This window comes from Luteimicrobium subarcticum, from assembly GCF_002798015.1.
Lineage (GTDB): Bacteria > Actinomycetota > Actinomycetes > Actinomycetales > Cellulomonadaceae > Luteimicrobium > Luteimicrobium subarcticum.
Map to the genome: position 1 here is coordinate 15,890 of NZ_PGTZ01000002.1, position 24,389 is coordinate 40,278.

General features: G+C 74.8%; 24 protein-coding genes and 1 pseudogene. 15 read left to right on the forward strand and 10 right to left on the reverse strand.

Features of this window, described 5'->3' with window-relative positions; all coding sequences use genetic code 11:
- Nucleotide 1: 1 nt before the first annotated feature.
- From mtrB to CLV34_RS17305, 7 genes and pseudogenes are all read left to right on the forward strand, one after another.
- Nucleotides 2–1,768, forward strand: coding sequence for an MtrAB system histidine kinase MtrB (gene mtrB / locus CLV34_RS00390; protein ID WP_100348324.1), 1,767 nt, complete (start codon nucleotides 2–4; stop codon nucleotides 1,766–1,768).
- The gene (locus tag CLV34_RS00395; protein WP_100348325.1) at nucleotides 1,765–3,534 is read left to right on the forward strand and encodes an LpqB family beta-propeller domain-containing protein; all 1,770 of its coding nucleotides are present in this window, start codon (nucleotides 1,765–1,767) and stop codon (nucleotides 3,532–3,534) included. Before mtrB ends, CLV34_RS00395 begins: the two co-directional genes overlap by 4 nt.
- A 131-nt stretch (nucleotides 3,535–3,665) precedes the next feature.
- Nucleotides 3,666–4,388 carry a ComF family protein gene (locus CLV34_RS00400; protein ID WP_100348326.1) on the forward strand — a complete coding sequence of 241 codons (723 nt, stop codon included), beginning with the start codon at nucleotides 3,666–3,668 and terminating at the stop codon, nucleotides 4,386–4,388.
- Between the two features lie 244 nt (nucleotides 4,389–4,632).
- On the forward strand, nucleotides 4,633–5,265 hold the full coding sequence (hpf, locus tag CLV34_RS00405) for a ribosome hibernation-promoting factor, HPF/YfiA family (RefSeq protein ID WP_100348327.1): 633 nt from the start codon (nucleotides 4,633–4,635) through the stop codon (nucleotides 5,263–5,265).
- A gap of 115 nt (nucleotides 5,266–5,380) precedes the next feature.
- Nucleotides 5,381–6,634, forward strand: coding sequence for a winged helix-turn-helix domain-containing protein (locus CLV34_RS00410; protein ID WP_100348328.1), 1,254 nt, complete (start codon nucleotides 5,381–5,383; stop codon nucleotides 6,632–6,634).
- A 160-nt stretch (nucleotides 6,635–6,794) separates the two neighbouring features.
- A pseudogene (gene secA, locus CLV34_RS00415) lies at nucleotides 6,795–9,294 on the forward strand (preprotein translocase subunit SecA); the annotation flags it as partial.
- Nucleotides 9,295–9,632: 338 nt separating this feature from the next.
- Nucleotides 9,633–9,791 carry an SEC-C metal-binding domain-containing protein gene (locus CLV34_RS17305; protein WP_425436152.1) on the forward strand — a complete coding sequence of 53 codons (159 nt, stop codon included), beginning with the start codon at nucleotides 9,633–9,635 and terminating at the stop codon, nucleotides 9,789–9,791.
- Nucleotides 9,792–9,931: 140 nt separating this feature from the next.
- Here CLV34_RS17305 and CLV34_RS00420 read toward each other — a convergent pair whose 3' ends face one another.
- A complete protein-coding gene (locus CLV34_RS00420; RefSeq protein ID WP_100348330.1) occupies nucleotides 9,932–10,501 on the reverse strand; it encodes an Rv3235 family protein in 570 nt (189 codons plus the stop codon).
- Nucleotides 10,502–10,601: 100 nt separating this feature from the next.
- Entirely contained in the window at nucleotides 10,602–11,735 is a 1,134-nt protein-coding gene (locus CLV34_RS16630) for a LysM peptidoglycan-binding domain-containing protein (RefSeq protein ID WP_157803639.1), read from the reverse strand.
- A 174-nt stretch (nucleotides 11,736–11,909) separates the two neighbouring features.
- Between CLV34_RS16630 and CLV34_RS00430 the strand changes: the two genes are divergently transcribed.
- Complete coding sequence (locus CLV34_RS00430; protein ID WP_100348332.1) at nucleotides 11,910–12,431, forward strand: hypothetical protein; 522 nt, start codon at nucleotides 11,910–11,912, stop codon at nucleotides 12,429–12,431.
- Between the two features lie 3 nt (nucleotides 12,432–12,434).
- On the opposite strand, the gene CLV34_RS00435 is transcribed toward CLV34_RS00430, so the two are convergent.
- Nucleotides 12,435–12,644 carry a helix-turn-helix domain-containing protein gene (locus tag CLV34_RS00435; protein ID WP_100348333.1) on the reverse strand — a complete coding sequence of 70 codons (210 nt, stop codon included), beginning with the start codon at nucleotides 12,642–12,644 and terminating at the stop codon, nucleotides 12,435–12,437.
- Between the two features lie 125 nt (nucleotides 12,645–12,769).
- Here CLV34_RS00435 and CLV34_RS00440 point away from each other — a divergent pair, with 125 nt between their 5' ends.
- The 3 genes from CLV34_RS00440 to CLV34_RS00450 are packed head-to-tail and all read left to right on the forward strand — an operon-like array spanning nucleotide 12,770 to nucleotide 15,338.
- Nucleotides 12,770–13,480 carry a CpaB family protein gene (locus CLV34_RS00440; protein ID WP_100348334.1) on the forward strand — a complete coding sequence of 237 codons (711 nt, stop codon included), beginning with the start codon at nucleotides 12,770–12,772 and terminating at the stop codon, nucleotides 13,478–13,480.
- Complete coding sequence (locus CLV34_RS00445; RefSeq protein WP_245858840.1) at nucleotides 13,477–14,817, forward strand: CpaE/TadZ family protein; 1,341 nt, start codon at nucleotides 13,477–13,479, stop codon at nucleotides 14,815–14,817. The genes CLV34_RS00440 and CLV34_RS00445 overlap by 4 nt, the downstream gene beginning before the upstream one ends.
- Nucleotides 14,818–14,834: 17 nt before the next feature.
- On the forward strand, nucleotides 14,835–15,338 hold the full coding sequence (locus CLV34_RS00450; RefSeq protein ID WP_100348349.1) for a DUF6912 family protein: 504 nt from the start codon (nucleotides 14,835–14,837) through the stop codon (nucleotides 15,336–15,338).
- A gap of 43 nt (nucleotides 15,339–15,381) precedes the next feature.
- On the opposite strand, the gene hisN is transcribed toward CLV34_RS00450, so the two are convergent.
- From hisN to CLV34_RS00470, 4 genes are all read right to left on the reverse strand, one after another.
- A complete protein-coding gene (gene hisN, locus CLV34_RS00455) occupies nucleotides 15,382–16,167 on the reverse strand; it encodes a histidinol-phosphatase (protein WP_100348350.1) in 786 nt (261 codons plus the stop codon).
- Between the two features lie 36 nt (nucleotides 16,168–16,203).
- Entirely contained in the window at nucleotides 16,204–17,250 is a 1,047-nt protein-coding gene (gene rsgA, locus CLV34_RS16635) for a ribosome small subunit-dependent GTPase A (RefSeq protein ID WP_100348351.1), read from the reverse strand.
- Nucleotides 17,247–18,671 carry a 3-phosphoshikimate 1-carboxyvinyltransferase gene (gene aroA / locus CLV34_RS16640; RefSeq protein WP_100348335.1) on the reverse strand — a complete coding sequence of 475 codons (1,425 nt, stop codon included), beginning with the start codon at nucleotides 18,669–18,671 and terminating at the stop codon, nucleotides 17,247–17,249. The genes rsgA and aroA overlap by 4 nt, the downstream gene beginning before the upstream one ends.
- Nucleotides 18,672–18,768: 97 nt before the next feature.
- The gene (locus tag CLV34_RS00470) at nucleotides 18,769–19,254 is read right to left on the reverse strand and encodes a DoxX family membrane protein (RefSeq protein ID WP_100348336.1); all 486 of its coding nucleotides are present in this window, start codon (nucleotides 19,252–19,254) and stop codon (nucleotides 18,769–18,771) included.
- Nucleotides 19,255–19,398: 144 nt separating this feature from the next.
- Here CLV34_RS00470 and CLV34_RS00475 point away from each other — a divergent pair, with 144 nt between their 5' ends.
- Together CLV34_RS00475 and rsrA are read left to right on the forward strand one after the other, a co-directional pair.
- On the forward strand, nucleotides 19,399–20,166 hold the full coding sequence (locus CLV34_RS00475; protein ID WP_281255152.1) for a sigma-70 family RNA polymerase sigma factor: 768 nt from the start codon (nucleotides 19,399–19,401) through the stop codon (nucleotides 20,164–20,166).
- Nucleotides 20,163–20,468: a mycothiol system anti-sigma-R factor gene (gene rsrA, locus CLV34_RS00480; protein WP_342747187.1), complete on the forward strand. Its 306-nt coding sequence runs from the start codon at nucleotides 20,163–20,165 to the stop codon at nucleotides 20,466–20,468. Before CLV34_RS00475 ends, rsrA begins: the two co-directional genes overlap by 4 nt.
- A 92-nt stretch (nucleotides 20,469–20,560) precedes the next feature.
- Here rsrA and CLV34_RS17310 read toward each other — a convergent pair whose 3' ends face one another.
- Nucleotides 20,561–20,635, reverse strand: a complete 75-nt coding sequence (locus tag CLV34_RS17310) for a 50S ribosomal protein bL37 (protein ID WP_098459088.1) — start codon at nucleotides 20,633–20,635, stop codon at nucleotides 20,561–20,563.
- A gap of 148 nt (nucleotides 20,636–20,783) precedes the next feature.
- Between CLV34_RS17310 and CLV34_RS00485 the strand changes: the two genes are divergently transcribed.
- Nucleotides 20,784–21,575: a DUF4097 family beta strand repeat-containing protein gene (locus tag CLV34_RS00485; protein WP_100348337.1), complete on the forward strand. Its 792-nt coding sequence runs from the start codon at nucleotides 20,784–20,786 to the stop codon at nucleotides 21,573–21,575.
- Nucleotides 21,575–22,195: a PadR family transcriptional regulator gene (locus CLV34_RS00490; RefSeq protein ID WP_100348338.1), complete on the forward strand. Its 621-nt coding sequence runs from the start codon at nucleotides 21,575–21,577 to the stop codon at nucleotides 22,193–22,195. The genes CLV34_RS00485 and CLV34_RS00490 overlap by 1 nt, the downstream gene beginning before the upstream one ends.
- A 315-nt stretch (nucleotides 22,196–22,510) precedes the next feature.
- Here CLV34_RS00490 and CLV34_RS00500 read toward each other — a convergent pair whose 3' ends face one another.
- Nucleotides 22,511–23,149, reverse strand: a complete 639-nt coding sequence (locus CLV34_RS00500) for a GDSL-type esterase/lipase family protein (RefSeq protein WP_245858842.1) — start codon at nucleotides 23,147–23,149, stop codon at nucleotides 22,511–22,513.
- A 200-nt stretch (nucleotides 23,150–23,349) separates the two neighbouring features.
- Complete coding sequence (locus CLV34_RS00505; protein WP_245858844.1) at nucleotides 23,350–24,336, reverse strand: aldose 1-epimerase family protein; 987 nt, start codon at nucleotides 24,334–24,336, stop codon at nucleotides 23,350–23,352.
- Between the last annotated feature and the right edge of the window lie 53 nt (nucleotides 24,337–24,389).

Sequence of the window (24,389 nt, forward strand, 5' to 3'; positions counted from 1 at the left end):
CATGACGGGCACGGGCGGGCGCGCGGGACGCGGACGTGGCCGGCGCGCAGCCCTGCGGGTGCGGCGCGTCGGGCGCGCCGTCGCGTCGTGGCCCCGCCGCGCCGCCGCGCGCTGGCGTTCGTCCCTGCAGGTGCGGGTCGTCACCAGCTCGCTCGTCGTCGGGATCGTCGTCGTCGCGGTGCTCGGCGCCTACCTGTCGGTGCAGGTGCGCAACGGCCTGTTCGACCGGCGGGTCGACCAGATCCTCCAGGAGTCGCAGCGCTCCACCCAGCAGGCGCAGTCGACCTTCGACGCGGCCTCGGCGAAGGACTCCACCGAGGTCCAGCAGCTCCTCAACGACACGGTCCCGCAGCTCCAGCAGAGCGGGTCGGGCAACCGGGACGTGTTCCTCGTCCGCCCCGCGGGCTCCACCGCGGCGCCGTCCGTCGTCGGCGTGAGCACCACGCAGGAGTTCCGCGGTCTCGTGTCCGACGACCTGCGCTCGCAGGTCGAGAACGGGCAGGGCCAGTACTGGCAGTCCGTCGCCATCCCGCAGCCTGACGGGTCGTCCGAGCCGGGCGTCGTCGTCGGCTCCCGGGTCACCCTGCCCGTCGTAGGCGACTTCGAGCTGTATTACCTGTACTCGCTGGCCGACGACGAGTCCACGCTCCGGTTCGTCCAGTCCGTCCTCGCGATCGGCGCGATCGTGCTGCTCGGCCTCGTCGGCGCGACCACGTTCCTCGTCGCCCGCCAGGTCGTCGTCCCCGTGCGCAACGCCGCCCGGGTTGCCGGACGCCTCGCCGACGGGCGCCTCGACGAACGCCTCGCCGTGCGCGGCACCGACGAGATGGCGACCCTCGGCCGCGCGTTCAACGGCATGGCCGAGAGCCTCCAGGTGCAGATCGCCCGCTGGGAGGAGCTCTCGACGCTCCAACGCCGGTTCGTGTCCGACGTGTCGCACGAGCTGCGCACCCCGCTCACCACGATCCGCATGGCCGGCGAGGTCATTTACGCGTCCCGCGACGAGTTCGAGCCCGCGTCCCGCCGCTCCGCCGAGCTGCTGCGCGCCCAGATCGACCGGTTCGAGGAGCTCCTCGCCGACCTCCTCGAGATCTCCCGCTTCGACGCCGGGGCCGTGGGGCTCGAGGCAGAACGCTCCGACCTGTCGCGCGCCGTCGACGCGGTCGTCGAGCACGTCCTCCCGCTCGCCGAGAGCAAGGGCGTGTGGATCAGCGCGAACCTGCCCGAGCGACCCGTCATCGCCGACCTCGACACCCGCCGCATCGAACGCGTCCTGCGCAACCTCGTCGTCAACGCCGTCGAGCACGCCGAGGGCGGACCCGTCGAGATCGACGTCGCCGCCGACGAGCGCGCCGCCGCCGTCGTCGTCCGCGACTTCGGGGTGGGCCTCACCCAGGACGAGACCGGTCACGTCTTCGACCGGTTCTGGCGCGCCGACCCCGCCCGCGCCCGCACCACCGGCGGCACCGGGCTCGGCCTCGCCATCGCGCTCGAGGACGCCCACCTGCACGGCGGCTGGCTCGAGGCGTGGGGACGCCCCGGCCGGGGCGCGTCGTTCCGGCTCACCGTGCCGCGCCGCGCCGGCATCCTGCTCACCGAGTCGCCCCTGCCGCTCGTGCCCGCCTCCGAGGTGCCGCGCTCCGCGACACCCGACGAGATCCGTGACACCGCAGACGGCCCGTCGGGGCTCGGCCGGGGCACCGTCCCGTCCGACCACGGCCCCGCCGCCCTGCCGCAGCTGCACGCCGCACCGGAGGGAGACCGATGACCACCGCCCGCCGTCGCGCCACCGCCTCGGCCCTGCTCCTCCTGCTCGCGCTCGTGGGCGGGTGCGCCGTCTTCCCGACGTCCGGCGACGTCCACCAGGGCACGTCCGAGGTGCCCGAGCCCGGCCAGGTCTACCTCGGCACCCCCGACTCGCCCCGCCAGGGCGCGGCCCCCGTCGAGATCGTCCGCGGCTTCATGGACGCGCTCGCCCAGGGCGTCTCCGACGACTTCACCGTCGCGCGCGAGTACCTCGCCGACGACGTCACCGACTGGGACCCCTGGGCGTCCGTCGCGGTGTACTCCGGCGAACCGACCCTCGCGTCCGGCACCGCCGCCGCCGCCGCAGGAGCCGGGCCCGACGCCGCCGACCCGGGCGGCGACGCGGCCGCCGCGCAGCCCGCCCCCACCCCCGGGACGACAGCGCGCGTCCGCGGCGACGTCGCGACCCTCGCGTCGCTCGGCAACGACGGCGAGTTCACCGAGGAGCCGCGCGGCACCCACAAGGAGCTGTCGTTCACGCTCGAGGTCGACCCCGCGGGCCAGTGGCGCATCACGCGCCTCGACGACGGCATCGAGATGTCCGGAGCGAACTTCAGCTCCGTCTACCGGTCGGTGGACGTCTACTTCCCGACCACCGACGCCAAGGTGCTCGTGCCCGACGTCCGCTGGTTCCCGCAGAGCATCGCCCGCACGCAGGCCGTCAAGGCCGTGCTCGCCGGCCCCGCACCGTGGCTGCGCGACGCCGTCGGCAACCCCGTCCCCGAGGGCACCGACCTCAGCGTCGACTCCGTCGTCGTCGACGGCGACGGGACGGCGACCGTCGACCTGACCGCCGCCGCGAAGGCCGCGTCCGGGCCGGACCGCGCCGTGATGGTCCAGCAGCTCAGCACTGTCCTCCTGCAGTTCCCGGGCATCCAGAGCGTCGACGTCCTCGCCGCCGGGTCCGTGCTGTCCGTGCCCGCGTCCGCGGCGCTGCTCGTCGACCCGGACCCCGGGCCCGGGCCCTACGTCGTCGTCGGGCGGGGCGTTCGCAGCCTCGCGACCGGCACGCCCACCAAGGTCCCCGACACGGTCGACGCGGGCGCCGCGACCGCGACGGCCCTCGCGGTGGGGGCGTCCGCGAAGCTCGTGGTGGCGCGCGAGGGCACCGGCCAGCTCTGGTCGCTCTCGGGCACCAGGGCGCGTCTCCTGCTCGCCGCGCCCGACCTCGCGCGGCCGTCCGTCGACCGGTTCGACCGGATCTGGACGGCGTCGTCCGACCACGACGCCGCGCTGCTCGCGCTGTCCGCCGCCGGTCGCAGCACCCCGGTCGACGCGTCCTGGCTGGCCGGACGACGCGTCCTGTCCGTCGCGGTGTCGCGCGACGGCGCCCGCGTGGTCGTGGTGTCGCAGAACGCGTCGGGCACGCGCGTCGACCTCGCCGGCGTGGTGCGCAACGAGGCCGGCGTGCCGCTGCGCCTCACGGACGCCGTGAGCGTCGGCGCGTCCCTCGCGAGCGTCACGCAGGCCGTCTGGGTCGACGACGACACGCTCGCCGTCCTGGGACGCGGCGCGGCCGCGTCGGTGGCCACCGTGAACCTCGTCCCGGTCGGCGGGTTCACGCGGGCGCTGTCCCCGGTGAACGACGTCGTGTCGATCGCGGCCGGGCACGGCGAGCGCGCCGTCTTCGCCGCCGCGAAGGACGGCACCCTGTGGGAGCGGAGCCTGACGGGCGCGAGCTGGACGGCAGCGGCCGTCGAGGTGCGGCTCCCCGCCTTCCCCGGCTGACCCGGCCGTCCCAGCAGTCGCAGCGGTCGACGCCTGTCCACCCGCGGGCTCGCGGGCGGTCCGTCCACGCTCGCCCGCCCACGGTGGGTCTCGCGGCACGCTGCGGACGCGTCCGCGACCACGCTGTGCGAATGACCGGGTGGAACCTCGCGACCGACCTTGCACGTCTCGTCGTCCCCGTCGAGTGCGCCGGCTGCGGACGGTGGGACCTGCCGTGGTGCGACGACTGCGCGAGCTGCCTCGGTGCCCCGCGCCGCTGCGAGGCCGGCGCGGGTCGGCTCGACCGGGTCGGGGTGCCGGTGCTCCCCGTGTGGGCCGTCGCGGACTACGACGGCGCCGCGCGCCAGGCCGTCGTCGCCTGGAAGGACCACGGTCGGCTCGACCTCGACCAGCACCTCGGCGCGGCGCTGCAGCACGCCGCCCGCGAGCTCGCCGGACCGCTGCGGCGGCAGGTCGGCGACACCGTGCTCGTGGTCGCGGCGCCCTCGTCCTCACGGTCGCGCGCGGCGCGGGGGAGGGCCCCGGTCGAGCACCTGGCCCGGGCCGTCGTCGCCGGCCTGCGCGGGGAGGGCCTCGACGCGCGGACCGTGCGCGCGCTCGCTCTGCGCCCCGGGGGACGACGGCAGAAGGGCCTCGGCGCGCGCGACCGCGCGGCCAACCTGCGCGGACGCGTCCGGTCCACACGCCGTGCCCGGGCCGCCGTCGGGACGCCCGTCGTGCTCGTCGACGACGTCCTGACCACGGGCGCGACCCTCGCGGCCTGCGACGTCGCGCTCACGGCCGCGGGGGCCGTCGTGGTGGCCGCGATCGTGGTCGCGGCCACACCACGACGGAGCCTGGGACGCACCTCCTGAACCCACAGTTCGCTTTCATGTCGCATCGGGGTCACGGCTTGCTAGCCTGATGGTCAGACGACGCCGCGGGCGCCGAACGAGGGAACTCGTGCCGGCTCCGTCGCGTCGAGAACCCGTGACACGGGGAGGTGAGGATGCGTCCGGCGCCCGCAGGGCGCCCCGTTCCGCAGCAAGGACGTGACGTCACCTCGGACAGGCCCGGGAAGGGCCGGAGGTGGCGCACCTACAGCCACCGGAGGCTCACATGGAGATCGTCGTCGTCGGCCGTCACACCGAGGTAGCGGACCGCTTCCGCCGCCACGCGGAGGACAAGCTCGCGAAGGTCGAACAGCTGTCCCCGACCGCGCAGCGCGTGGACGTGGAGGTGACGCACGAGAACAACCCGCGGCTCGCAGGAGTCCGCGAACGGGTGGAGCTCACGGTGCGCGCCAAGGGCCCGGTGGTCCGGGCCGAGGCAGCGGCGGACGACAGGTTCGGGGCCCTCGACCTCGCTCTCGACAAGCTCGCCGAGAGGCTGCGCCGGGCGCGCGACCGTCGCAAGGACCACCGCACCAACATCGTGACCCCCAAGCCGGACGTCGAGGCGCCCGTGGACGAGGAGGTCGAGGCCGAGGAGCCCGTGGCACCGCCCGCGGTCCCCGGTGAGGCCGTCGACATCCCGATGGGCGACTCGCCCGTCGTGATCCGCGAGAAGCTGCACGAGGCGACCCCCATGTCGCTCGACGAGGCCATCTACCAGATGGAGATGGTCGGTCACGACTTCTACGTCTTCGTGGACTCCGCGACCGGGCGTCCGTCGGCCGCGTACCGCCGCCACGGGTGGACCTACGGCGTCGTCCAGCTGGACACGCGCTGCGACTGCCACGACGCCGGCTGAGCCGATCGTCCCCAGGTGAGGGCCGGACCGCGCACCGCGGTCCGGCCCTCGCCGTCGGTTCGGGTGCGGGTGCACGTGCGGGTGCGCTGTCGGTGCCGGGTGCCAGGGTGGGCAGATGGCCTCACGTGATGGCGCGTCCGCCGCCCTGCCGACGCTGTCCGCCAGCGCCGCGCGCCGCACCGCCCTGCACGCGCAGGGGCTCGCCCGGCGCCGCCCCGACGCCGCGGCACGCGTCACGGCGGCAGGCGTGGGGCGTGTCGTCGACCGCCTGCAGGTGCTGCAGATCGACTCGGTGAACGTCCTCGCGCGCGCCCACCTCGTGCCGTTGTACTCGCGCCTCGGCGCGTACGACCCGGCGCTGCTCGACCGGGCGGCGGGGCGCGCGCCACGTCGCGTCGTGGAGACGTGGGCGCACCAGGCGTCCTTCGTCCCGCCGTCCCTGTACCCGTACCTCGGGTGGCGCCGGGAGGCGTACGCGCAGCAGGCGTGGGGCTCGATCCGCTCAGTGGCGACGACGCACCCCCAGGTGGTCGAGGACGTCCGGGCGATGGTCGCCGAGCTCGGCCCGATCACGGCGTCCCAGGTGCAGGAGCAGATCGACCACCCGCGGGCGGAGCGCGTCGAGTGGGGCTGGAACTGGTCGGTCGCGAAGCGCGCCCTCGAGCTGCTGTTCTTCACGGGCGAGGTCATGGCGGCGCGCCGCAACGCGGCGTTCGAGCGCTGCTACGACCTGGCCGAGCGGGTCCTGCCGCCGGACGTCCGCGCGGTCGACCCGTTCTTCGCGGACCGGCAGGACGAGGCGTACCGCCACCTGCTCGACGTCTCGGCGCGTGCCCTCGGCATCGGCACGCGGCGCACCCTTGCGGACTACTACCGGCTGCGCGGCCCGGGGGTCGACCGGGCGCTCGGCGCGCTCGTCGAGGACGGCGTCCTGCTGCCGGTCGCGGTCGAGGGCGTGCCCGGCACGCACTACCGGCACCGGGACGCGACGACGCCCCGGCGCGCGGAGGCCGCGACCCTGCTCAGCCCGTTCGACCCGCTCGTGTTCGAGCGCACGCGGCTCGAGGACCTGTTCGGCCTGCGCTACCGCATCGAGATCTACGTGCCGGCCGCCCAGCGCGTCCACGGCTACTACGTGCTGCCGTTCCTCGAGGGGGAGCGGCTCACCGCCCGCGTCGACCTCAAGGCCGACCGGGCCGCGGGCGTCCTGCGGGTCGAGGCGACGCACCCCGAGCCGTGGACCGCAGCCGGGACGGCCGACGAGCTCGCCGCCGAGCTGCTCCGCTGCGCGGCCTGGCTGGGGCTCGACCGAGTGGTCGTGGCACCCCGTGGTGAGCTCGCGCCGGCCCTCGCCGGTGCCCTGCGGTGAGGCGCCCGGCGCGCTCGTCGAGCCCCGTCGGTGGAGCGGGCACCGAGCCGTCGGCCTTTGCGCCTACGATGGGGGCCACTGGTGCGTCGTGGCGTCTGCCTCGTGCACGACCGTCCCCGGGACCGCCGGGGACTTCTCGGGATGAGCAGGGAGTACTTGCGTGCCTTCGATCGTCGACAAGGTCCTTCGCATCGGCGAGGGACGGATCGTCAGGAAGCTGCACGGCATCGCCGAGCAGGTCAACAGCCTCGAGGAGAGCTTCACCGAGCTCAGCGACGCCGAGCTGCGCGAGGAGACCGACCGCTTCAAGGAGCGTCTCGGCAAGGGCGAGACGCTCGACGACATCCTGCCCGAGGCGTTCGCCGCGGTCCGTGAGGCCGCGCGCCGCACCCTGGGGCACCGCCACTTCGACGTCCAGCTCATGGGCGGCGCGGCACTGCACCTCGGCAACATCGCCGAGATGAAGACCGGTGAGGGCAAGACGCTGGTCGCGACCGCGCCCGCGTACCTCAACGCGCTGACCGGCAAGGGCGTCCACGTCATCACGGTCAACGACTACCTGGCCGAGTACCAGAGCGACCTCATGGGCCGCGTCTACCGGTTCCTGGGCCTGACCACGGGCTGCATCCTCACCGGCCAGACACCCGCCGAGCGCCGCGAGCAGTACGCCGCCGACATCACGTACGGCACGAACAACGAGTTCGGCTTCGACTACCTGCGCGACAACATGGCGTGGGGCACCGACGAGCTCGTGCAGCGCGGCCACCACTTCGCCGTCGTCGACGAGGTCGACTCGATCCTCATCGACGAGGCGCGCACGCCGCTCATCATCTCGGGCCCCGCGTCGGGCGACGCGAACCGCTGGTACACCGAGTTCTCCCGCGTGGCCCGCCGCCTGCAGATCGACCGCGACTACGAGGTCGACGAGAAGAAGCGCACCGTGGGCGTCCTCGAGCCCGGCATCGAGCGCGTCGAGGACTACCTCGGCATCGACAACCTGTACGAGTCGCTCAACACGCCGCTCATCGGGTTCCTCAACAACGCCATCAAGGCCAAGGAGCTCTTCAAGCGCGACAAGGACTACGTCGTGCTCAAGGGCGAGGTCATGATCGTCGACGAGCACACCGGCCGCATCCTCCCCGGTCGCCGCTACAACGAGGGCATGCACCAGGCCATCGAGGCCAAGGAGGGCGTGGAGATCAAGGCGGAGAACCAGACGCTCGCCACGATCACCCTGCAGAACTACTTCCGCCTGTACGAGAAGCTCTCCGGCATGACCGGTACCGCCGAGACCGAGGCGGCCGAGTTCCAGGGGACGTACTCCCTCGGCGTCGTCCCCATCCCGACGAACCGCCCGATGCAGCGCATCGACCAGCCCGACCTCGTCTACAAGAACGAGTCCGGCAAGTTCCAGGCCGTCGTCGACGACATCGTGGACCGGCACGCGAACGGCCAGCCCGTCCTCGTCGGCACCACGAGCGTCGAGAAGTCCGAGCTGCTGTCGTCGCTGCTCAAGAAGCAGGGCGTCCCGCACGAGGTCCTCAACGCCAAGCAGCACGACCGTGAGGCGAAGATCGTCGCGCAGGCCGGCCGCAAGGGCGCCGTCACGGTCGCCACGAACATGGCCGGCCGAGGCACCGACATCATGCTCGGCGGCAACGCCGAGCACATGGCGCAGGACGCCCTCGCGGCCCGCGGGCTCGACCCGAACGAGTCGCCGGAGGAGTACGAGGCAGCCTGGCCCGACGCGCTCGAGAAGGCGAAGCTCGCGGTCAAGGCCGAGCACGAGGAGGTCACCGACCTCGGCGGCCTGTACGTCCTCGGCACCGAGCGCCACGAGTCGCGACGCATCGACAACCAGCTCCGTGGTCGTTCCGGCCGTCAGGGCGACCCGGGCGAGTCCCGCTTCTACCTGTCGATGCAGGACGACCTGATGCGCCTGTTCAACTCCGGCCTCGCCGAGAGCCTCATGAACCGCGCCGCGTTCCCGGACGACCAGCCGCTCGAGTCGAAGATGGTCACGCGCGGCATCCGCAGCGCCCAGTCGCAGGTCGAGTCGCGCAACTTCGAGATCCGCAAGAACGTCCTCAAGTACGACGACGTCATGTCGCGCCAGCGCAGTGTCATCTACGACGAGCGTCGCCGCGTGCTCGAGGGCGAGGACCTCGCCGAGCAGGTGCAGCACTTCGTCCGCGACGTCGTGACGGCGTACGTGGACGGCGCGACCGCCGAGGGCGCGCCCGACTCGTGGGACCTCGACGCGCTGTGGACGGCGCTGCGTGCCGTGTTCCCGATCTCGATCACGCCCGACGAGGTCCGCGAGCAGGCCGGCGGCGAGATGCACCTCACGCGCGAGCTGCTGCTCGAGGAGGTCCTGTCGGACGCCGAGTACCAGTACAAGTCGCGTGAGGAGCAGCTCGGCGAGGACAACGTCCGCCAGCTCGAGCGTCGCGTCACCCTGTCCGTCCTGGACCGCAAGTGGCGCGAGCACCTCTACGAGATGGACTACCTCAAGGAGGGCATCGGCCTGCGCGCGATGGCGCAGCGCGACCCGCTCGTCGAGTACCAGCGCGAGGGCTACCAGCTCTTCCAGGCCATGACGGACTCCATCAAGGAGGAGACCGTCGGCTTCCTGTTCAACCTCGAGGTCCAGGTGCAGGAGGAGACGCCCGAGCAGCAGGCTGCGGCGGTCGCGGCGGCGCAGTCGTTCGTCAACGTGCCCGACGCCGTCCAGCAGGGCGAGCTCGCCGCCGCCCAGGAGCTCGCCGACCAGGACGACGAGACGACGCCCGAGGCCGAGGCGCTCGCCGTCTCGGAGGTCGCGCAGCCCGACCCCGACGCGTTCGACATCCAGCCCGTGGCCGAGGCGCCCGAGGAGCTCCCCGTCGAGGAGGCCGTCGCCGCACCGCGCACGACGCTCGTCGCCAAGGGTCTCGACGCCCCGCAGCGGCCGTCGCGCCTCGAGTACTCCTCGCCCGCCGACGACGGCTCGACCACGGTGCGCCGTGACGGCGCCGCCGCGCGCCGCGCCCTGCACAACGAGGCGGGCTCGCCCGAGGGTGACGGTCGCACGTTCCCCGGGACGCCGAAGAACGCGCAGTGCCCCTGCGGCTCCGGCAAGAAGTACAAGGTCTGCCACGGCATGAACGAGGCCTGACCTCGAACGTCGACGGGCCGCCTGTGCGGTCCACACGTGCCACCGCGTGACAGCACGTGACAGTGCGTGACGGGAGGGCCGTCACCCCGATGTCCTCGGGGTGACGGCCCTCCCGTCATGTGCTGTCGGTGTCGGCCCGGTCAGCCGATCTCGAGCGCGACCACGCGCCAGTGGCCGCGGCGCACCTCGACGCGGAGAGCGGCCGCGCGGACACGGTCGACGTCGTCGACGACGACCGTCGCCTCCGCCGACGTCGGACCGAGCCGGACCACGCGCGCCCGGCGGACCAGCACCGGACGCGGCGCGACAGGCGGTCGCGGCACGCCCCGGACGAGCGCCGCGCGGGTGGTCAGCGCGTCCATGATCGACGGGGTCACCCAGCGGGCGAGCTGCGTGAGAGGACGCTCGCCACGCAACGCCTCGACGGTCCCGCGGACGACCGCGCACACGAGCGCCGTCGGGTCACCCAGCGGCGGAGCGGGCCGCTCCGACGGCGTGTCGTCGAGGACGACCGGCTCGGGACGCGGCTCGATCCCCGGACGCAGCAGCGGCACCGGTGCGCTGGGCGGTGCGACGGCCAGACGACCGCGCGGCGGCGGTGCCACGGGACGGACGCGCAGGCGGCGGGCAGCCGTGGGCGGGGCCGAGGCGGTGGACGGGCTGGTGGCCGGTGCGGTGGTGTGCCGCGGACGTGCGGTCGTGACGGTCATGACGGCTCCTCGTGCAGTCGGTGCGGGTGCGGGTGCGGGTGCGGTGCGATCTGTGTCGGTGCGAGGTCGGTGCGAGGTCGGTGGTCGGTGGACGCGCGGGTCAGTCGGAGGGGGCGTGCAGGACGGTCCCGGGCCGGATGAGGTCGGGGTCGGCGCCGATCGACGTCCGGTTGGCCGCGTACCAGCGCGGCCACGCGCGGGCGACGTCCGCAGGGGTCGCGTCGCCCGGGAGGTGTCGGGCGGCGATGTCCCACAGGGTGTCGCCGCGGAGCACCACGACCTGCCCGGCGGTGCTGCGGGACGCGCGCGGCGCGTCCGGGCGGTCGGCCGGCGGCGACGATGACGCCGTCGCCGTCGGCCCGGTGACGCTTCCGGTCACGCTTCCGGTCAGGTCTTCGGTGGGGGAGCCCGCCGGTGCGGCCGCCGGAACGCTCGCCGGCCTCGCTGTGGGTACGGCTGTCGGCGCGGCTGTCGGGGTGCCGGTCTGGTCGTCGCTCGGGCCGGCCACCGTGCGGTGCCACCCGAGGTCCAGCGGGCCGGGAGCGGCGTCGTCGACCGCGGCCCCGGACCGGTCGCCGTGGAGCCCGGCGTCAGCCGCGACGGTGCTCGCGACGCCGACGACGTGAGTCGTGCCCGGAGTGTGGAGCGGGGCTGCGCCGGCTCCGGACATCGCGAGGCTCGCCGCGACACCGGCGCCGACACCGATGCCGAGCCCGCGGTGCACGATCCTGCGGACGAGCACGGGCCCGTGGTCCGCCGCCGCGCGGACGAGCAGGCGGCGTGCGTGTCCCGTCCCACGCCCCCGTGACGCGGCACCGCCTCCGGGGTGGCCGGCCCTGACGTCCGGACCGGTCGAGCCCGGCTCCCCGACGGTGAGGGCGACGAGGCCGAGCAGGCCGTGAAGCGCGAGACGGAGGGCGGCGAGAGCGCCCGCGGCGACGACGACGAGCTCGACGGTGCCGTCGACCCCGAGGAGGTCGAGGGCACCGGCGAGCCCGGCCCGGCCGGCTCCGGTGTCGACGAGCCGTGCCGCGGCGGTCGTCAGCCCGGCGGCTGCAGCGCCGGCGAGCAGCGTGAGCACGGAGAGCGTCCCACGGGCCCTCGACCGGGCCCTCGCACGGCCCTTCGACCGGGCCTCGCTCCGGAGTCCCTGCCCGGCGTCGGTCCGGGACTCCGGGCGTGCGGTGCTGCCGACGTGGTGCGGTGCGTCGTGCGTCGGGTCGTGCCTGCTCATCGCCATCCCCCCGGTGGACAAGCGCTTCGTCGCGCCTTTGATCGTGTTTGATGTCGTTTGACGTCACACGACGTTGTTGGACAACGTAGGGGAGAGATCGGACCAGTGCCAAGGGAACGACCGATATGTGGACAGAACGTCGCGCGCAGCGCCACGATCCGGCAGCCTGTCCCGATGCGATGGGACGCGCTCTTCGACGACATGGAAGCGCAGCTCGCCGCCCATTCCCGCGCCGAGCGGGAAGCCCGCGCGGACGACCTGACGCGCGCCGAGCAGGCAGGCGTCAGCCTCGCCGACCGCATCCGTGCCGCCCGCGGTGAGATCGTGCTGGTCCTCGTGGACGGCTCGCGCCAGCGCGGCCACGTCGTCGGCGGCGCGGACGAGTGGGTCGACCTCGCGGACGGGCCGCGTCGCGCGCTCGTCCCGGTCGCCGCGGTCGCCTGGGTCGAGCGCACCCCGCACGCCGCGACCGCGGGGTCGGCCGTCGAGCGTCGGCTCGGGCTCGGTCACGCCCTCCGTGCGCTCGCGCGGGACCGGGTCCGCGTCAGCGTCCGGACGGCGGCCGGCGCGCCCGTCGGGCGCGTGGCCCGCGTCGGTCGGGACCACCTCGACCTCGACGCCGGCGCGGAGCGGCCCGGGGACCTGGGGACGACGATCCCCTTCGCGCGGATCCTCTGCGTGAGCGAGGTGCTCTGAGTGCTACAGGCTTCCGTCCACGACACGCGCCCGGGTCTGCTCGTACATGCGGGCGATGTAGTCCTCGAGCACGCTCGCCTCGACCCGCCACTGGCCCCGGCCACCCACCTGGATCGCCGGGAGGTCGCCGGAGCGGACCAGCGAGTACGCCTGCGACGTGGAGATGTTCAGGATCTCCGTGACGTCCGCGAGCGTGAGGAACCGTGGGGCCATGCGCCGAGTGTGCCACGCGCACCGGCCACCGCTCGCGCCGTCCACAGCCCTGCCCTGCACCGCCTCGCCGTCCCCTGCGACCGCCGCCCGGCGGTCGTCGCCCGCACCCGCTCGGAGGCCCGCCGATGACGTCGCTCCACGACCCGCTACCCGCTCCCGTCGCCGCCCGCCTGCGCCGGCCGTCGTGGCGTGACCCCCGGCTGCTCGTCGGGCTCGTGCTCGTCGCCGGGTCGGTCGCCGCAGGAGCCGCCGTCGTCTCGGCCGCGCGCACCACCACGCCCGCGTACGTCGCCGCGCACGACCTCGTCCCGGGTGACGTGGTCGCGCAGGCCGACCTGCGCGTCCTCGACGTGAACCTCGGCAGCGCGGGCGACCGCTACCTGCGCCCTGCGGCAGCCCCGGCCGAGGGCCAGGTGGTCGTCGCCGTCGTGCGTCAGGGGGAGCTCGTGCCCCGCGAGGCGCTCGGCGCCGCCGGCGACGTCGACCTGCGCGCCGTCCCCGTGCCCGTCGACGGAGCGCTGTCCGACCGGGTACGTGTCGGTGCGACCGTCGACCTGTGGTTCGTCCCCGACGGGACGCGCAGCGCGGTCGGCGGGACCGAAGACTCCGCCGACTCCGACTCCGACTCCGACTCGGGCTCCGGGACCGCCGCCTCCTCCGACCGGCCGCGACGCGTCGCGAAGGACGCCCTGGTCCAGCAGGTCGACGACGGCGGCGGGATCGTCGTCGGAGGCACGACGACGGTCCAGGTGCTGGTGCCGCAGGGCGCGCTGCCGGCCGTCCTGGCGGCGCTCCAGGCCGACGGGGACGTCACGCTCGTCCCGGCGACATCATGACGGGGGAGCCCACGGCCGTCCTGTGCGCGGTGCGGGGCGCGGACGAGGCGGCTGTCGCGACCGCCCTCGGGACCGGACGGGGCACGCGGCTCGCCCGGCGCTGCGCCGACCTGCCGGAGCTGCTCGGGGCGGCGGGTGCCGGCCTCGGCGCTGTCGCCGTCGTGTCCGGCGACCTCTCAGGGCTCGACCGGGACGCGGTCGCCGCACTCCGGACCGTGGGCGTCCGTGTCGTCGTGCTCGTCGACCCGGGCCTGCCCGGTGAGGAGGAGCGGCTGCACGCGCTCGGCGTCGACCGGTGCGTGCCGCGTGGTGACGTGACCCGTCTGTCCGACGTGGTGCACGACGTCGCGCAAGGGCCGCAGCGTGCCCTGCCCGTCGCACCTCCCGCGCCCGTCGTCGCACGCCCCCGGGGTGCCGTCGTCGCCGTGTGGGGACCGCACGGCGCGCCGGGGCGCACCACCGTGGCCGTGAACCTCGCCGCGGAGCTCGCCGGCGTGGGGGCCCGGTCACGGCGACAGGCCGGTGGCCGCGGCACGGAGGCCCTCGTCGTCGACGCCGACACCTACGGCGGCAGCGTCGCGCAGGTCCTCGGGCTCCTGGACGAGTCCGCCGGGCTCGCCGCGGCGGCCCGCGCCGCGTCGCAGGGCGTCCTCGACGAGGTGTCGCTCGCGGGCACGTGCCCGTACGTGGCACCCGGCCTGCGCGTGCTGACCGGCATCACGCGGGCCGCGCGGTGGCCGGAGGTCTCGGCCGTGGCGCTCGACGTCGTGTGGGAGAAGGCGCGCGGCGTCGCGGACGTCACCGTGGTCGACTGCGGCTTCGCGCTCGAGAGCGACGAGCTGCTCACCTACGACACGCGGGCACCGCAGCGCAACGGCGCCACCCTGTCGGCGCTCGCGGCCGCGGACGTCGTCGTGGTGGTGGGCGCGGCCGACCCGGTGGGCGTGCAGCGGCTCGTCCGGGGGATCGGCGACATGCAGGCCCTGGTGACCGTGCCGCTGGTCGTCGTCGTCAACCGGGTGCGCGCGTCCGTCTGCGGACCCCGCCCGGCGCAGGCCGTGCGCGAGGTGCTCGCGCGGTACGCCGGCGTCACCGACGCGCACGTCGTCCCGGACGACCCGGCCGCGTGCGACCGCGCGCTCCTGGCGGGCAAGGCGCACGCCGAGCACGTGCCGGGCTCGGCGTGCCGGTCCGCGCTCGCGGACCTCGCGGTCCGGGTCACCGGGACGCTCGGCTCCGTGCGGGCCGACCGGGTCGACCGGTCGGCGGCTCCTGCGACGGGGTGGGCGCCCGGGCAGGGCTCGCCGGGCGCGCCGATGATGGTGCCGGGTCGCTGACGGGCCACACTGAGGGCATGCGACTCTACGTGCCCGCGACCAGCGACGACCTCGACGCGGTGCAGGTGACCGCGCACCGCGCCACCTGGGCCGTGGGCCCGCGCGGCGCGCACGCCGTGACGTCGGCGCTGACGGTGTCCCTGCCCGACGAGGACGACGAGGGTGTCGAGTACGCGGCGTGGCTCGCTGCCGTCGACGACTCGCTCGGTCTGGTGCTGGGAGGTCAGGTCGCGCCGCTGCGCGTCGTGATCACGGTCGAGGTGCCGGACGACGCCGTCGGGCGTTCCGACGCCCAGGAGGACGTCGCCGAGAGCGCGGTCGACGTGCAGGGCGCCGTGGACGCGCAGGTCGTGTGCGTGCACGTGGACGAGCCGGAGGCCGCGGCCGACGTGCTGGCCGTGGGCTCGGTCGCGGAGGCGGACCTCGACGAGGCGCTCCAGGCCGTCGTGGACCGCGACCTGCTCTGGTACGACTGGTCGGAGGTCCGGAGGATCCCGACGGGCGACCGCGACGAGGACTGACCGCCGGACCGGTCCTGGACCGACCCCGGTACCGGCTGCCGGGTCAGGCGTCCCCGAGGCGGTCCAGCACGGCGTCGTGCAGCAGGCCGTTGGACGCGACCGCGTTGCCGCTGAACGGCCCGTCGGCGCCGTCGAGCCCGGTGAACCGGCCGCCGGCCTCGGTCACGATCGGCACGAGCGCCGCCATGTCGTACAGCTCGAGGTCGGGCTCGGCGGCGACGTCGACGGCGCCCTCCGCCACGAGCATGTAGGACCAGAAGTCGCCGAAGCCACGCGTGCGCCACACGGACCGGTGCAGGTCGAGCATCGCGTCGAGCCGGCCGCGCTCCTCCCACCCGGTGAGGCTCGAGTACGCGAACGACGCGTCCTGGAGGCGTGAGACACCGGAGACCTGGAGCCGGGTCGCGGCGGACAGCGACTTGCCCGTCCACGCGCCCGACCCCTTGGCGGCCCACCAGCGGCGCCCGAGCGCGGGCGCGGACACGAGCCCGGCCACCACCTCGTCGCCGTCGAGCAGGCCGATGAGCGTCGCCCACACGGGCACGCCGCGGACGAAGTTCTTGGTGCCGTCGATCGGGTCGAGCACCCAGCGGCGGGGCGACGACCCGGTCGCGCCGAACTCCTCGCCCAGCACGGCGTCACGCGTGCGCGCCCGCTCGAGCGTCGACCGGATCATCCGCTCGGCGTCCCGGTCGGCGTCCGACACGGGCGTGTGGTCCGGCTTGGTCTCGACGCGCAGGTCCTGGGCCTTGAACCGGGACATGGTGTGCTGGTCCACCTGGTCCGCGATCACGTGCGCCAGCCGCAGGTCGTCGTCGTAGCGGGTCATGTCCGTCACCGTAGTGGACGGCGGCGCCCGGGCGGCTCAGTCGCGGTCGGACACGCTGCGGGCGGCGACGAGACGCCGGAACGAGTCGAGGCGCAGGTGGCGCACGTCGCGCACCGCGGCGTCGTCGGACTCGTCAGCCCACTCGTCGAGCGCGCAGTCGGGCGCGTCGGCGAGGTGGGTGCAGCCGCGCGGGCAGCGCTCGGCGGCGACCTCGTCGAGGTCGTCGAAGCCGCGCAGCACGTCCGCGACCTGGACGTGCGCGAGGCCGAACGACCGGATGCCGGGCGTGTCGACGACCCACCCGGCCCCCGCGTCGCCCGGCAGGCGCAGCGCCACCGCGGACGTCGACGTGTGGCGGCCGCGGCCGGTGACGTCGTTCACGTGGCCGGTCGCGCGGCCGGCGTCGGGCACGAGGGCGTTGACGAGGGTGGACTTGCCGACGCCCGAGTGGCCGAGGAGCACGGACGTGCGCCCGGCGAGCTCGGCACGGACCGCGTCGAGCCCGACGATCTCGCGGTCGGCGGTCCGGTGCGTCACGACGACGCGTGCCCCGATCGGCTCGTACAGCCCACGCAGCTCGTCGGGGCTCGCGAGGTCGGCCTTGGTGAGGCAGAGCAGGACGTCCATCCCGGCGTCGTAGGCCGCGACGACCGCACGGTCGATGAGGCCGGTCCGCGGCTCCGGGTTCGCCAGCGCGGTCACGATCACGAGCTGGTCGGCGTTCGCGACGACGATCCGCTCGTAGGGGTCGGTGTCGTCGGCGGTGCGCCGCAGCACCGTGGCGCGCTCGCCGATGCGGACGATCCGCGCGAGCGTGTCCTTCTCGCCGGAGGCGTCGCCGACGACGTCCACCCGGTCGCCGCACACCACCCGGTCGCGGCTCAGCTCGCGCGCCTTCATGGCGAGGACGACGCGCTCGTCGGGCCCGTCCTCGTCGACGAGCAGCGTGTACCGGCCGCGGTCGACGCCCGTGACCATGCCGGTCACCGCGTGCTCGTGCGCGGGGCGCTGCTTGGTGCGCGGGCGGGTGCCGCGGCGCGAGGGCCGCGAGCGGAAGTCGGACTCGTCCGGGAGGCGGCTCACGCGCCCGCGCCCCCGGCGCCCTGCGGCCCGGCCCCCAGCATCGCCGTCCACATGTCCGTGAAGCCGGGGAGGGTCTTGGCGGTCGTCCCGACGTTCTCCACCGCGACGCCGGGCACGCGCAGGCCGACGAGCGCCCCGGACGTCGCCATGCGGTGGTCGTGGTACGTGCGGAAGGTCGTGCCGTGCAGGGCGCCGGGCGTGATGACGAGCCCGTCGCGCGTCTCCTCGCAGCGCGCGCCGAGACGCGTCAGCTCGCTCGCGAGGGCGGCGAGCCGGTCGGTCTCGTGCCAGCGCAGGTGCGCGATGCCGCGCAGGCGGCTGGGGGAGTCGGCCAGCGCGGCGAGCGCCGCGATCGTCGGTGCGAGCTCGCCCGCGGGGGTGAGGTCGAGGTCGATGCCGCGGACGGTCCCGTCGCCGGTCACGGCGAGCACGCCGTCCGACAGCGTGGCGTGGCCGCCCATGCGCTCGAGGATCTCGGGGACGAGCGCGCCCGGCTGGGTGGTCGCGGTCGGCCACCCGGGGACGCGGACCGTGCCGCCCGCGACGAGCGCCGCGGCGAGGAACGGCGCGGCGTTCGAGAGGTCGGGCTCGACGACGAGGTCGCGCGCCTCGATGCGGCCGGGGGCGACCTCCCAGATGCCGGGGCGGCTGTCGTCGACGGCCACGCCCGCGGCCCGCAGCACGCGGACCGTCATGTCGATGTGCGGGAGGCTGGGGAGGGTCGGTCCGACGTGGCGCAGACGCAGGCCCTGGTCGAACCGCGCGGCGGCGAGCAGCAGCCCGGAGACGAACTGGCTCGACCCCGACGCGTCGACGTCGACCGCACCGCCGCGGACGGCACCGTGGCCGTGCACCGTGAAGGGCAGCGTGCCGCGCCCGCCGTCGTCGATGCGGACGCCCAGGCCGCGCAGCGCGTCGAGCACGGGTCGCATGGGTCGCACGCGCGCGCCCTCGTCGCCGTCGAACCGGACGGGGCCGTCGGCGAGCGCCGCAACCGCGGGCAGGAAGCGCATGACGGTGCCCGCGAGCCCGCAGTCGACCTCGGTGTCGCCCCGCAGCGGCCCCGGGGTGATCTCGAGGCGGGCGGGGTCGTCCGTCCCGTCGGAGCGCTCGCCGACCCGGACGTCGACGCCGAGCGCCCGCAGGGCCTGCGCCATGAGGTCGGTGTCGCGGCTCCGCAGCGCGCCGTCGAGGACGCTCGGGCCGTCGGCGAGGGCGGCGAGGACGAGCAGGCGGTTCGTGAGGGACTTCGAGCCGGGGACCACGACGCTCGCGTCGAGCGGTCCTGCTGCCACCGGCGCGTCCCAGGCGCGGACGTCGTCCGTCCGGGTGGTCAGGCCGGCACTCTGGGCACTCCCGGCCCGGGCGGGGGTCTCGGCGTGCTCCGAGGTCGGGTCGGGGAGGGTCGGCTGCGTGCTCATCGTCCCAGGTTAGGCGAGCGCCCGGCCGGGCCGCCGTGACGTCCATGGAGGACGTCCTGGGAGGCAGACGCCCGCGTTCTGCGTCCGCCTGGTGAGGTCATTCCGCGGTGGCCTCGGCGACCGCGTCGTGCACGGCGTGGCGGCGCACACGTGCGGACCGGACGCGCCAGACCACGCCGGGACGTCCCTCGGTGTCGGCGGCGGCGAGGAGCGCGGCGCCGAGCAGCCCGAGGTCGTGCACGAACGGCTTGGCGCGGTCGCGGCGGGTCTCGGGCCGACCGGTGAACGGCTCGTCGGCGATCGCGAGGGGGGCCGTGAGCGCGGCGAGCAGGAGCGCCGCGCTGCGGGGCGACTTGTGGAACGCGAGCGCGAGGCCGGCGACGGCCGTGACCGCACCGTGCACCCGGACGGCGAGGGTGAGGTTCCGGCGCGACACGGGGGGCACCGACGGGACCCGCGCGGACAGCTTCTCGACGGTCGCCTCGGCGGCGACGACGTGCCGCGCGGGCCTCAGTGCGGCGTCGAGCCCGTCCAGGACGAACGGTGCGGCGAGCAGCGGACGCGCGACGTGGCGCAGCAGCATGGGAAGCCTCCTCGGCAGGTCGACGTGCAGGTCCCAGCGTCGCGCACCCCGCGTCCCGGCGCCAGCGGCGGGGCCGTGTCCACCGCGAGCCTCCCCCCGGGCGGGTCCGGGAATGAACCGGTGGGGTCGCCGGGTTCCATCCACGTGACATGCACCGTGCTCGACAGCGCCCGCCCGACGACCGGCCCGGCGCTCACCGTCGACCTGTCGGGCCCGGCCCGGCACGGGCGCGTCGGCGACGCCCTCGGACTACGCTCGGGCGTGATGAGCGACTCCACGCAGGACGAGGCCCCCGACGACGACACCCAGCGTGCGCCGTCCGACGAGGACGACGCGGCCCGCGCCGCGCGCTTCGAGCGCGACGCGCTCGTGTACCTCGACCCGCTGTACGCGGCGGCGATGCGCATGACGCGCAACCCGTCGGACGCGGAAGACCTGGTGCAGGAGACGTTCGCGAAGGCGTACGCCGCGTTCCACCAGTACCGGCCGGGCACGAACCTCAAGGCGTGGCTCTACCGGATCCTGACGAACACGTTCATCAACACGTACCGCAAGAAGCAGCGCGAGCCGCTGCAGTCGAACGCGGAGGACGTCGAGGACTGGCAGATCGCGCGCGCGGCGTCGCACACGTCGCAGGGGTTGCGCTCGGCCGAGGCGGAGGCGCTCGACCGCCTGCCCGACTCCGACGTGAAGCGCGCGCTGCAGGAGCTGCCGGAGGACCGTCGCATGGCCGTGTACTACGCGGACGTCGAGGGCTTCCCGTACAAGGAGATCGCGGAGATCATGGGGACGCCGATCGGGACGGTGATGTCCCGTCTGCACCGTGGTCGCCGACAGCTGCGCGAGCTGCTGTCGGACTACGCGAAGGACCGAGGAATGGTGGGGGCCAGCACCCCCGGAGGCGAGTCGTGAACATCGAACCCATCCCCCACGCGACGGGGGACGACAGCTGCGACCACGTGGTCGGGCACCTGTACGAGTACCTGGACTCGGAGATGACTCCCGAGGACGCGGAGCGCATGCGCGCGCACCTGGCGCACTGCTCGCCGTGCCTCGCCGAGCTCGGTCTCGACGAGCTGGTGCGCCAGGTGCTGCGGCGCTCGTGCGCGGACAAGGCGCCCGAGGGTCTGCGGGCGCGGGTGCGCGCGCAGCTCACGGTGACGCGGACGACGACCGTCACGACGCTGTCGGCGGGCGAGGCGCCCCTGCTCTGACGGCTCCGCTCTGACGGCTCCGCCGCCTGACGAACGGACGGACCCCCGGTCCTCTCGAGAGAGGGCCGGGGGTCCGTCGTGCTCAGGGGGTGTCAGGCGTTGGGCCGACGACCGTGGTTCGCGGCGTTGCCCTTGCGGCTACGACGCTTGCGACCGCGCTTGCTCATGGTGGTCTCCTTCGTGCGGGACGGGGGTCTGTCCCATCGTCCCACATCGGAGGGGTTGCCTTGTGCGCCAACGCGATATAACGTGTTTCCGAAGACGAGATATATCGCGTGACGCAGGGTCGCGCGTCGAGCACCGAGGGAGAACGTCGTGAGCCAGGACGTGTGGAGCATCAAGGACGAGGGGACCGTACCGGTCGGCGGGCCGGTCACGGCGCTGGAGGTCGGCCTGGTCGGTGGACGGGTCGACGTGGTCGCCGGTGACGGGCCGGGCGCCCGCGTCGAGGTCCACGACGTGCACGGGCACCCCGTCGAGGTGTCCAGCAAGAACGGCAAGCTCAAGGTCGGGTACCGCGGGTCGTTCGTCGCGCACCTCGGGCAGCGCGGGCGCGACCGGGCCGACGTGCAGATCACGGTGCCCGCCGACGTCGCCGTGAACCTCGGGGTGGTGAAGGCGGACGGTCTGGTCGCCGGCATCCGCGGGAAGATCAAGGCGTCGACCGTGTCCGGACCGGTCGTCGTCGACCAGTGCGAGGGCGAGCTCGAGGTCAGCACCGTCTCCGGCGAGATGGTCGTGCGCGACCACACCGGCGACGTCAAGGCGTCGAGCGTCAGCGGCCCGCTCACCGTCTCCGGCGCGGTGCCCGTGCTCGAGGCGAGCACCGTCTCGGGCGACCTGCTCGCCGACCTGACCGTCGCACCGCGCACCGCGACGCTCTCCGGGGTGTCGGCCGACGTGACGCTCCGCGTGCCCGACGCCGACGAGCTCGCCCTGCGCCTCAACGCGGCCACCGGACGCGTCGTCGTCGACGGTGCCGAGCACACCGACGTCCGGCACAAGGGCGTCGTCCTCGACCGGCGCGCGGGCGGCGACAGCAAGGCCACGATCAACACCGTGTCGGGCGCGGTGACGGTGCTCAGCGGCCGGACGGCGGACGCCTGATGGTCTCCGTCTTCGCGCACGGCGAGCTCCGCCTCTACCTCCTCGTCCTGCTCGGCGAGGCGCCCCGGCACGGGTACGACCTCATGACCGCCCTCTCCGACCGGTTCGGCGGCACGTACAAGCCCAGCGCCGGGACCGTGTACCCGCGGCTGGCGCGGCTCGAGGAGGAGGGCCTCGTCCGGCGCACCGAGGCGGGCCGCACCGCGCCCTACACGCTCACGGACGCAGGGCGCGCCGAGCTCGACGCCCGCTCCGACGAGGTCGCACGGCTCGAGGCCGGGATCGACGCGACCGTGCGCGAGCGCGCCGAGTCGCTCCGGGCGGACGTGGCGTCGTCCATGGACGGGCTGCGGGCGGAGCTCGCGCTCGCGGCCCAGGACGCGCGCACCCGGCGGCGTGACGCCGACGGGAGCCGTGAGGGCGGTGGTGCTCGCGCGGCTCGGGCGGGCTCCTACAGCGCGCGCCGCGAGGTCGAGGCGATGGTCCAGGCGTTCCGCGACGACCTGCGTGCCGAGCTGCGCCGTGCCGACGCGCGCGACGCCGTGACCCGGCTGACCGTCGAGACCGCACGCACGGTGCTCGACGCGGCCCGCTCGTCCATCCGCGCCACGCTGAGGTAGGCGCTGAGGGAGGGCGTCATGCAGCGCGCTCGGCCCGTCGACGCGTTGCCCGGCCGCGTCATCAGCGGTGATCGCACGTCGGCGAGGAACGTGTCGCCCTGCCAGGCACCGGCCGCGACCACCGGGCGTCCGAGCGGTGAGCTCTCCAGCCGCACGCCGTGACCGACCTCGACCTGGATGTCCGCGCCGACGCGGGCCGTCAGTAACCGCTCCGGGTCCGCCGAGCCTCGGACGGGTGCGAGCGACAGCCGTTGCGGCCGATCGGTCCAGGCGCGGCCCCGCACACCGTGACGGGGGCCCTCCTCGCGAGCGCCGTCAGACCGTCGGGTCGGGCAGTCCCAGCCAGGAGTGCCACCCCGTGTGCAGCACGAGCCACGCGATGAGCCCGTACCCGGCCTGGCCCGGCAGGCCCGTCCCGGCGCTGGCGAGGTCGGCGAGCCACTGCTCGTGCCCCACGAGCGGGGAGAACGTGTCGACGTACGGGACCCGGCGACGCCCGGCGACGTCCGCGTACGCGGCCGAGAGCTCGCCGAGCCGCCCGTTCTCCTCGGGTGAGCCGGGCGGGGGACCGACGACGAACGCGGGCGTGCGCTGCTGCTCGGCCACGTCCAGCACGTTCGCGAGGTTGAGGCGGCTGCGGGCGAGCGACAGCCCGGTGTCGAGGTCGTGGCGGCCGAGCGCCACGACGAGCCGGTTGTCGACCGTGGGCTCGGGGGAGAAGCGGCGCGCCGTCTCGGCCTGCCAGCGCTCCCCGAGCGCCGTGGACGGCTCCCGCGGGATCGGGAGCGTCATGAGCAGGGTCGTGCCGTCGAACCGGGTGCGGGCGAGCACGCGGCCCGTCCAGCCGAGGCCGCGGGCGTCCCCGACTCCCGCGACCAGCTCGTCGCCCACGACGCAGATGCGCAGCTCGGTGCGCTCCGGGCCGTTCGCCGACCAGCCGTTCGTCTGGGTCACCGGGTACCGCCCTTCGTCGTCGGGTGCATGCGTCGTGCCGGGGTGTCCCGGGTGGCCGGGACGGCCGGGATGCGGTGCCGGGCCGCGTCGCTCGGCACCGCACCATTGTGTCCTACGGGACGCCCCCTGCCCGGGCGGCGTGCCCGCGCGGCGCTCCCGGCGTGGCGGGCGGAGCGGGTGAAACCCGGCCCGCGCCGGCGTCACGCGAGCGACAGGCCCCAGCGGCTCACGTGCTCCTCGCCCGGCGCGAGGACGACGAGCAGCTCGCCCGTGTTGAACGCGTCCGCCACGCAGGTCATCGGTTCCACCGCGACCGCGGTACGGGCCCACGCCGGCGTGATGTGGTCGCCCGTGCAGACCTGCCAGGCCGCGAACGACGCGTCCATCCACAGGGACGTGCGCAGGCCGTCGGGCGTCGTCAGGACGGCCCACGAGAGCCCGTGGTCGTCACGCGTCGCACCGACCCAGGCGTCGTCGAGGTCGACGCCGTCGAGGGGGAGCCCGGCGCGCAGGTCGTACGGGCCCGCGACGGGCTCGGTGCCCGTGGGAAGCAGGCGCTCGTCGACGGTGACGTGGTCCGTCGCGTCGAGCCGCAGCGTGCAGTCGTCCACGGCCGCGCCGCGGGTCGACAGCCACGGGTGGAAGCCGAGCCCGAACGGCGCGGCCTGCGCCCCGGTGGCCCGGGCGCGCGTCGTCACGGTGAGGCCGTCGGCGTCGAGCGCGTAGCGGACCGTGACCTTGAGCCCGAAGGGGTAGCCCGGCTGCGGCACCGGAACGACGCGGAGCTCGATCGCGTCGGACGTCTGGGTCGTCTCGCGGGCGACCACGCTCCACCGGTCCCAGCACACCAGGCCGTGCAGCGCGGTGCCGCGCGCGGGCTCGGTGACGGGGACCTGGTACTCCGTGCCGTCGAACGTGTACCGGCCGTCGCGGAGCCGGTTCGGCCACGGGGCGAGGACCGCGCCGTGGCTCGCGGGTGCGATCACCTCGGCGGCGAAGGGCTGCACGACCTCGACACCGTCCGCCGTGAGCGCCCGCAGGTTCGCGCCCACCTCCGTGACGACGGCCTCGTACGGGCCGGCTCGCAGCGTGTGCTGGACCCCCGAGGGGACGTCCTGGCCGGCCGCCGGGGCGGCAGCCGAGGGGGTCGTCGAGGGGCTCTCCGCGGGGTGGGTCGTGTCAGTCACGGGTGACACCGTAGTGCGCCCGAGCCCGAGCGCACTCATCGGGCCGCCACCGG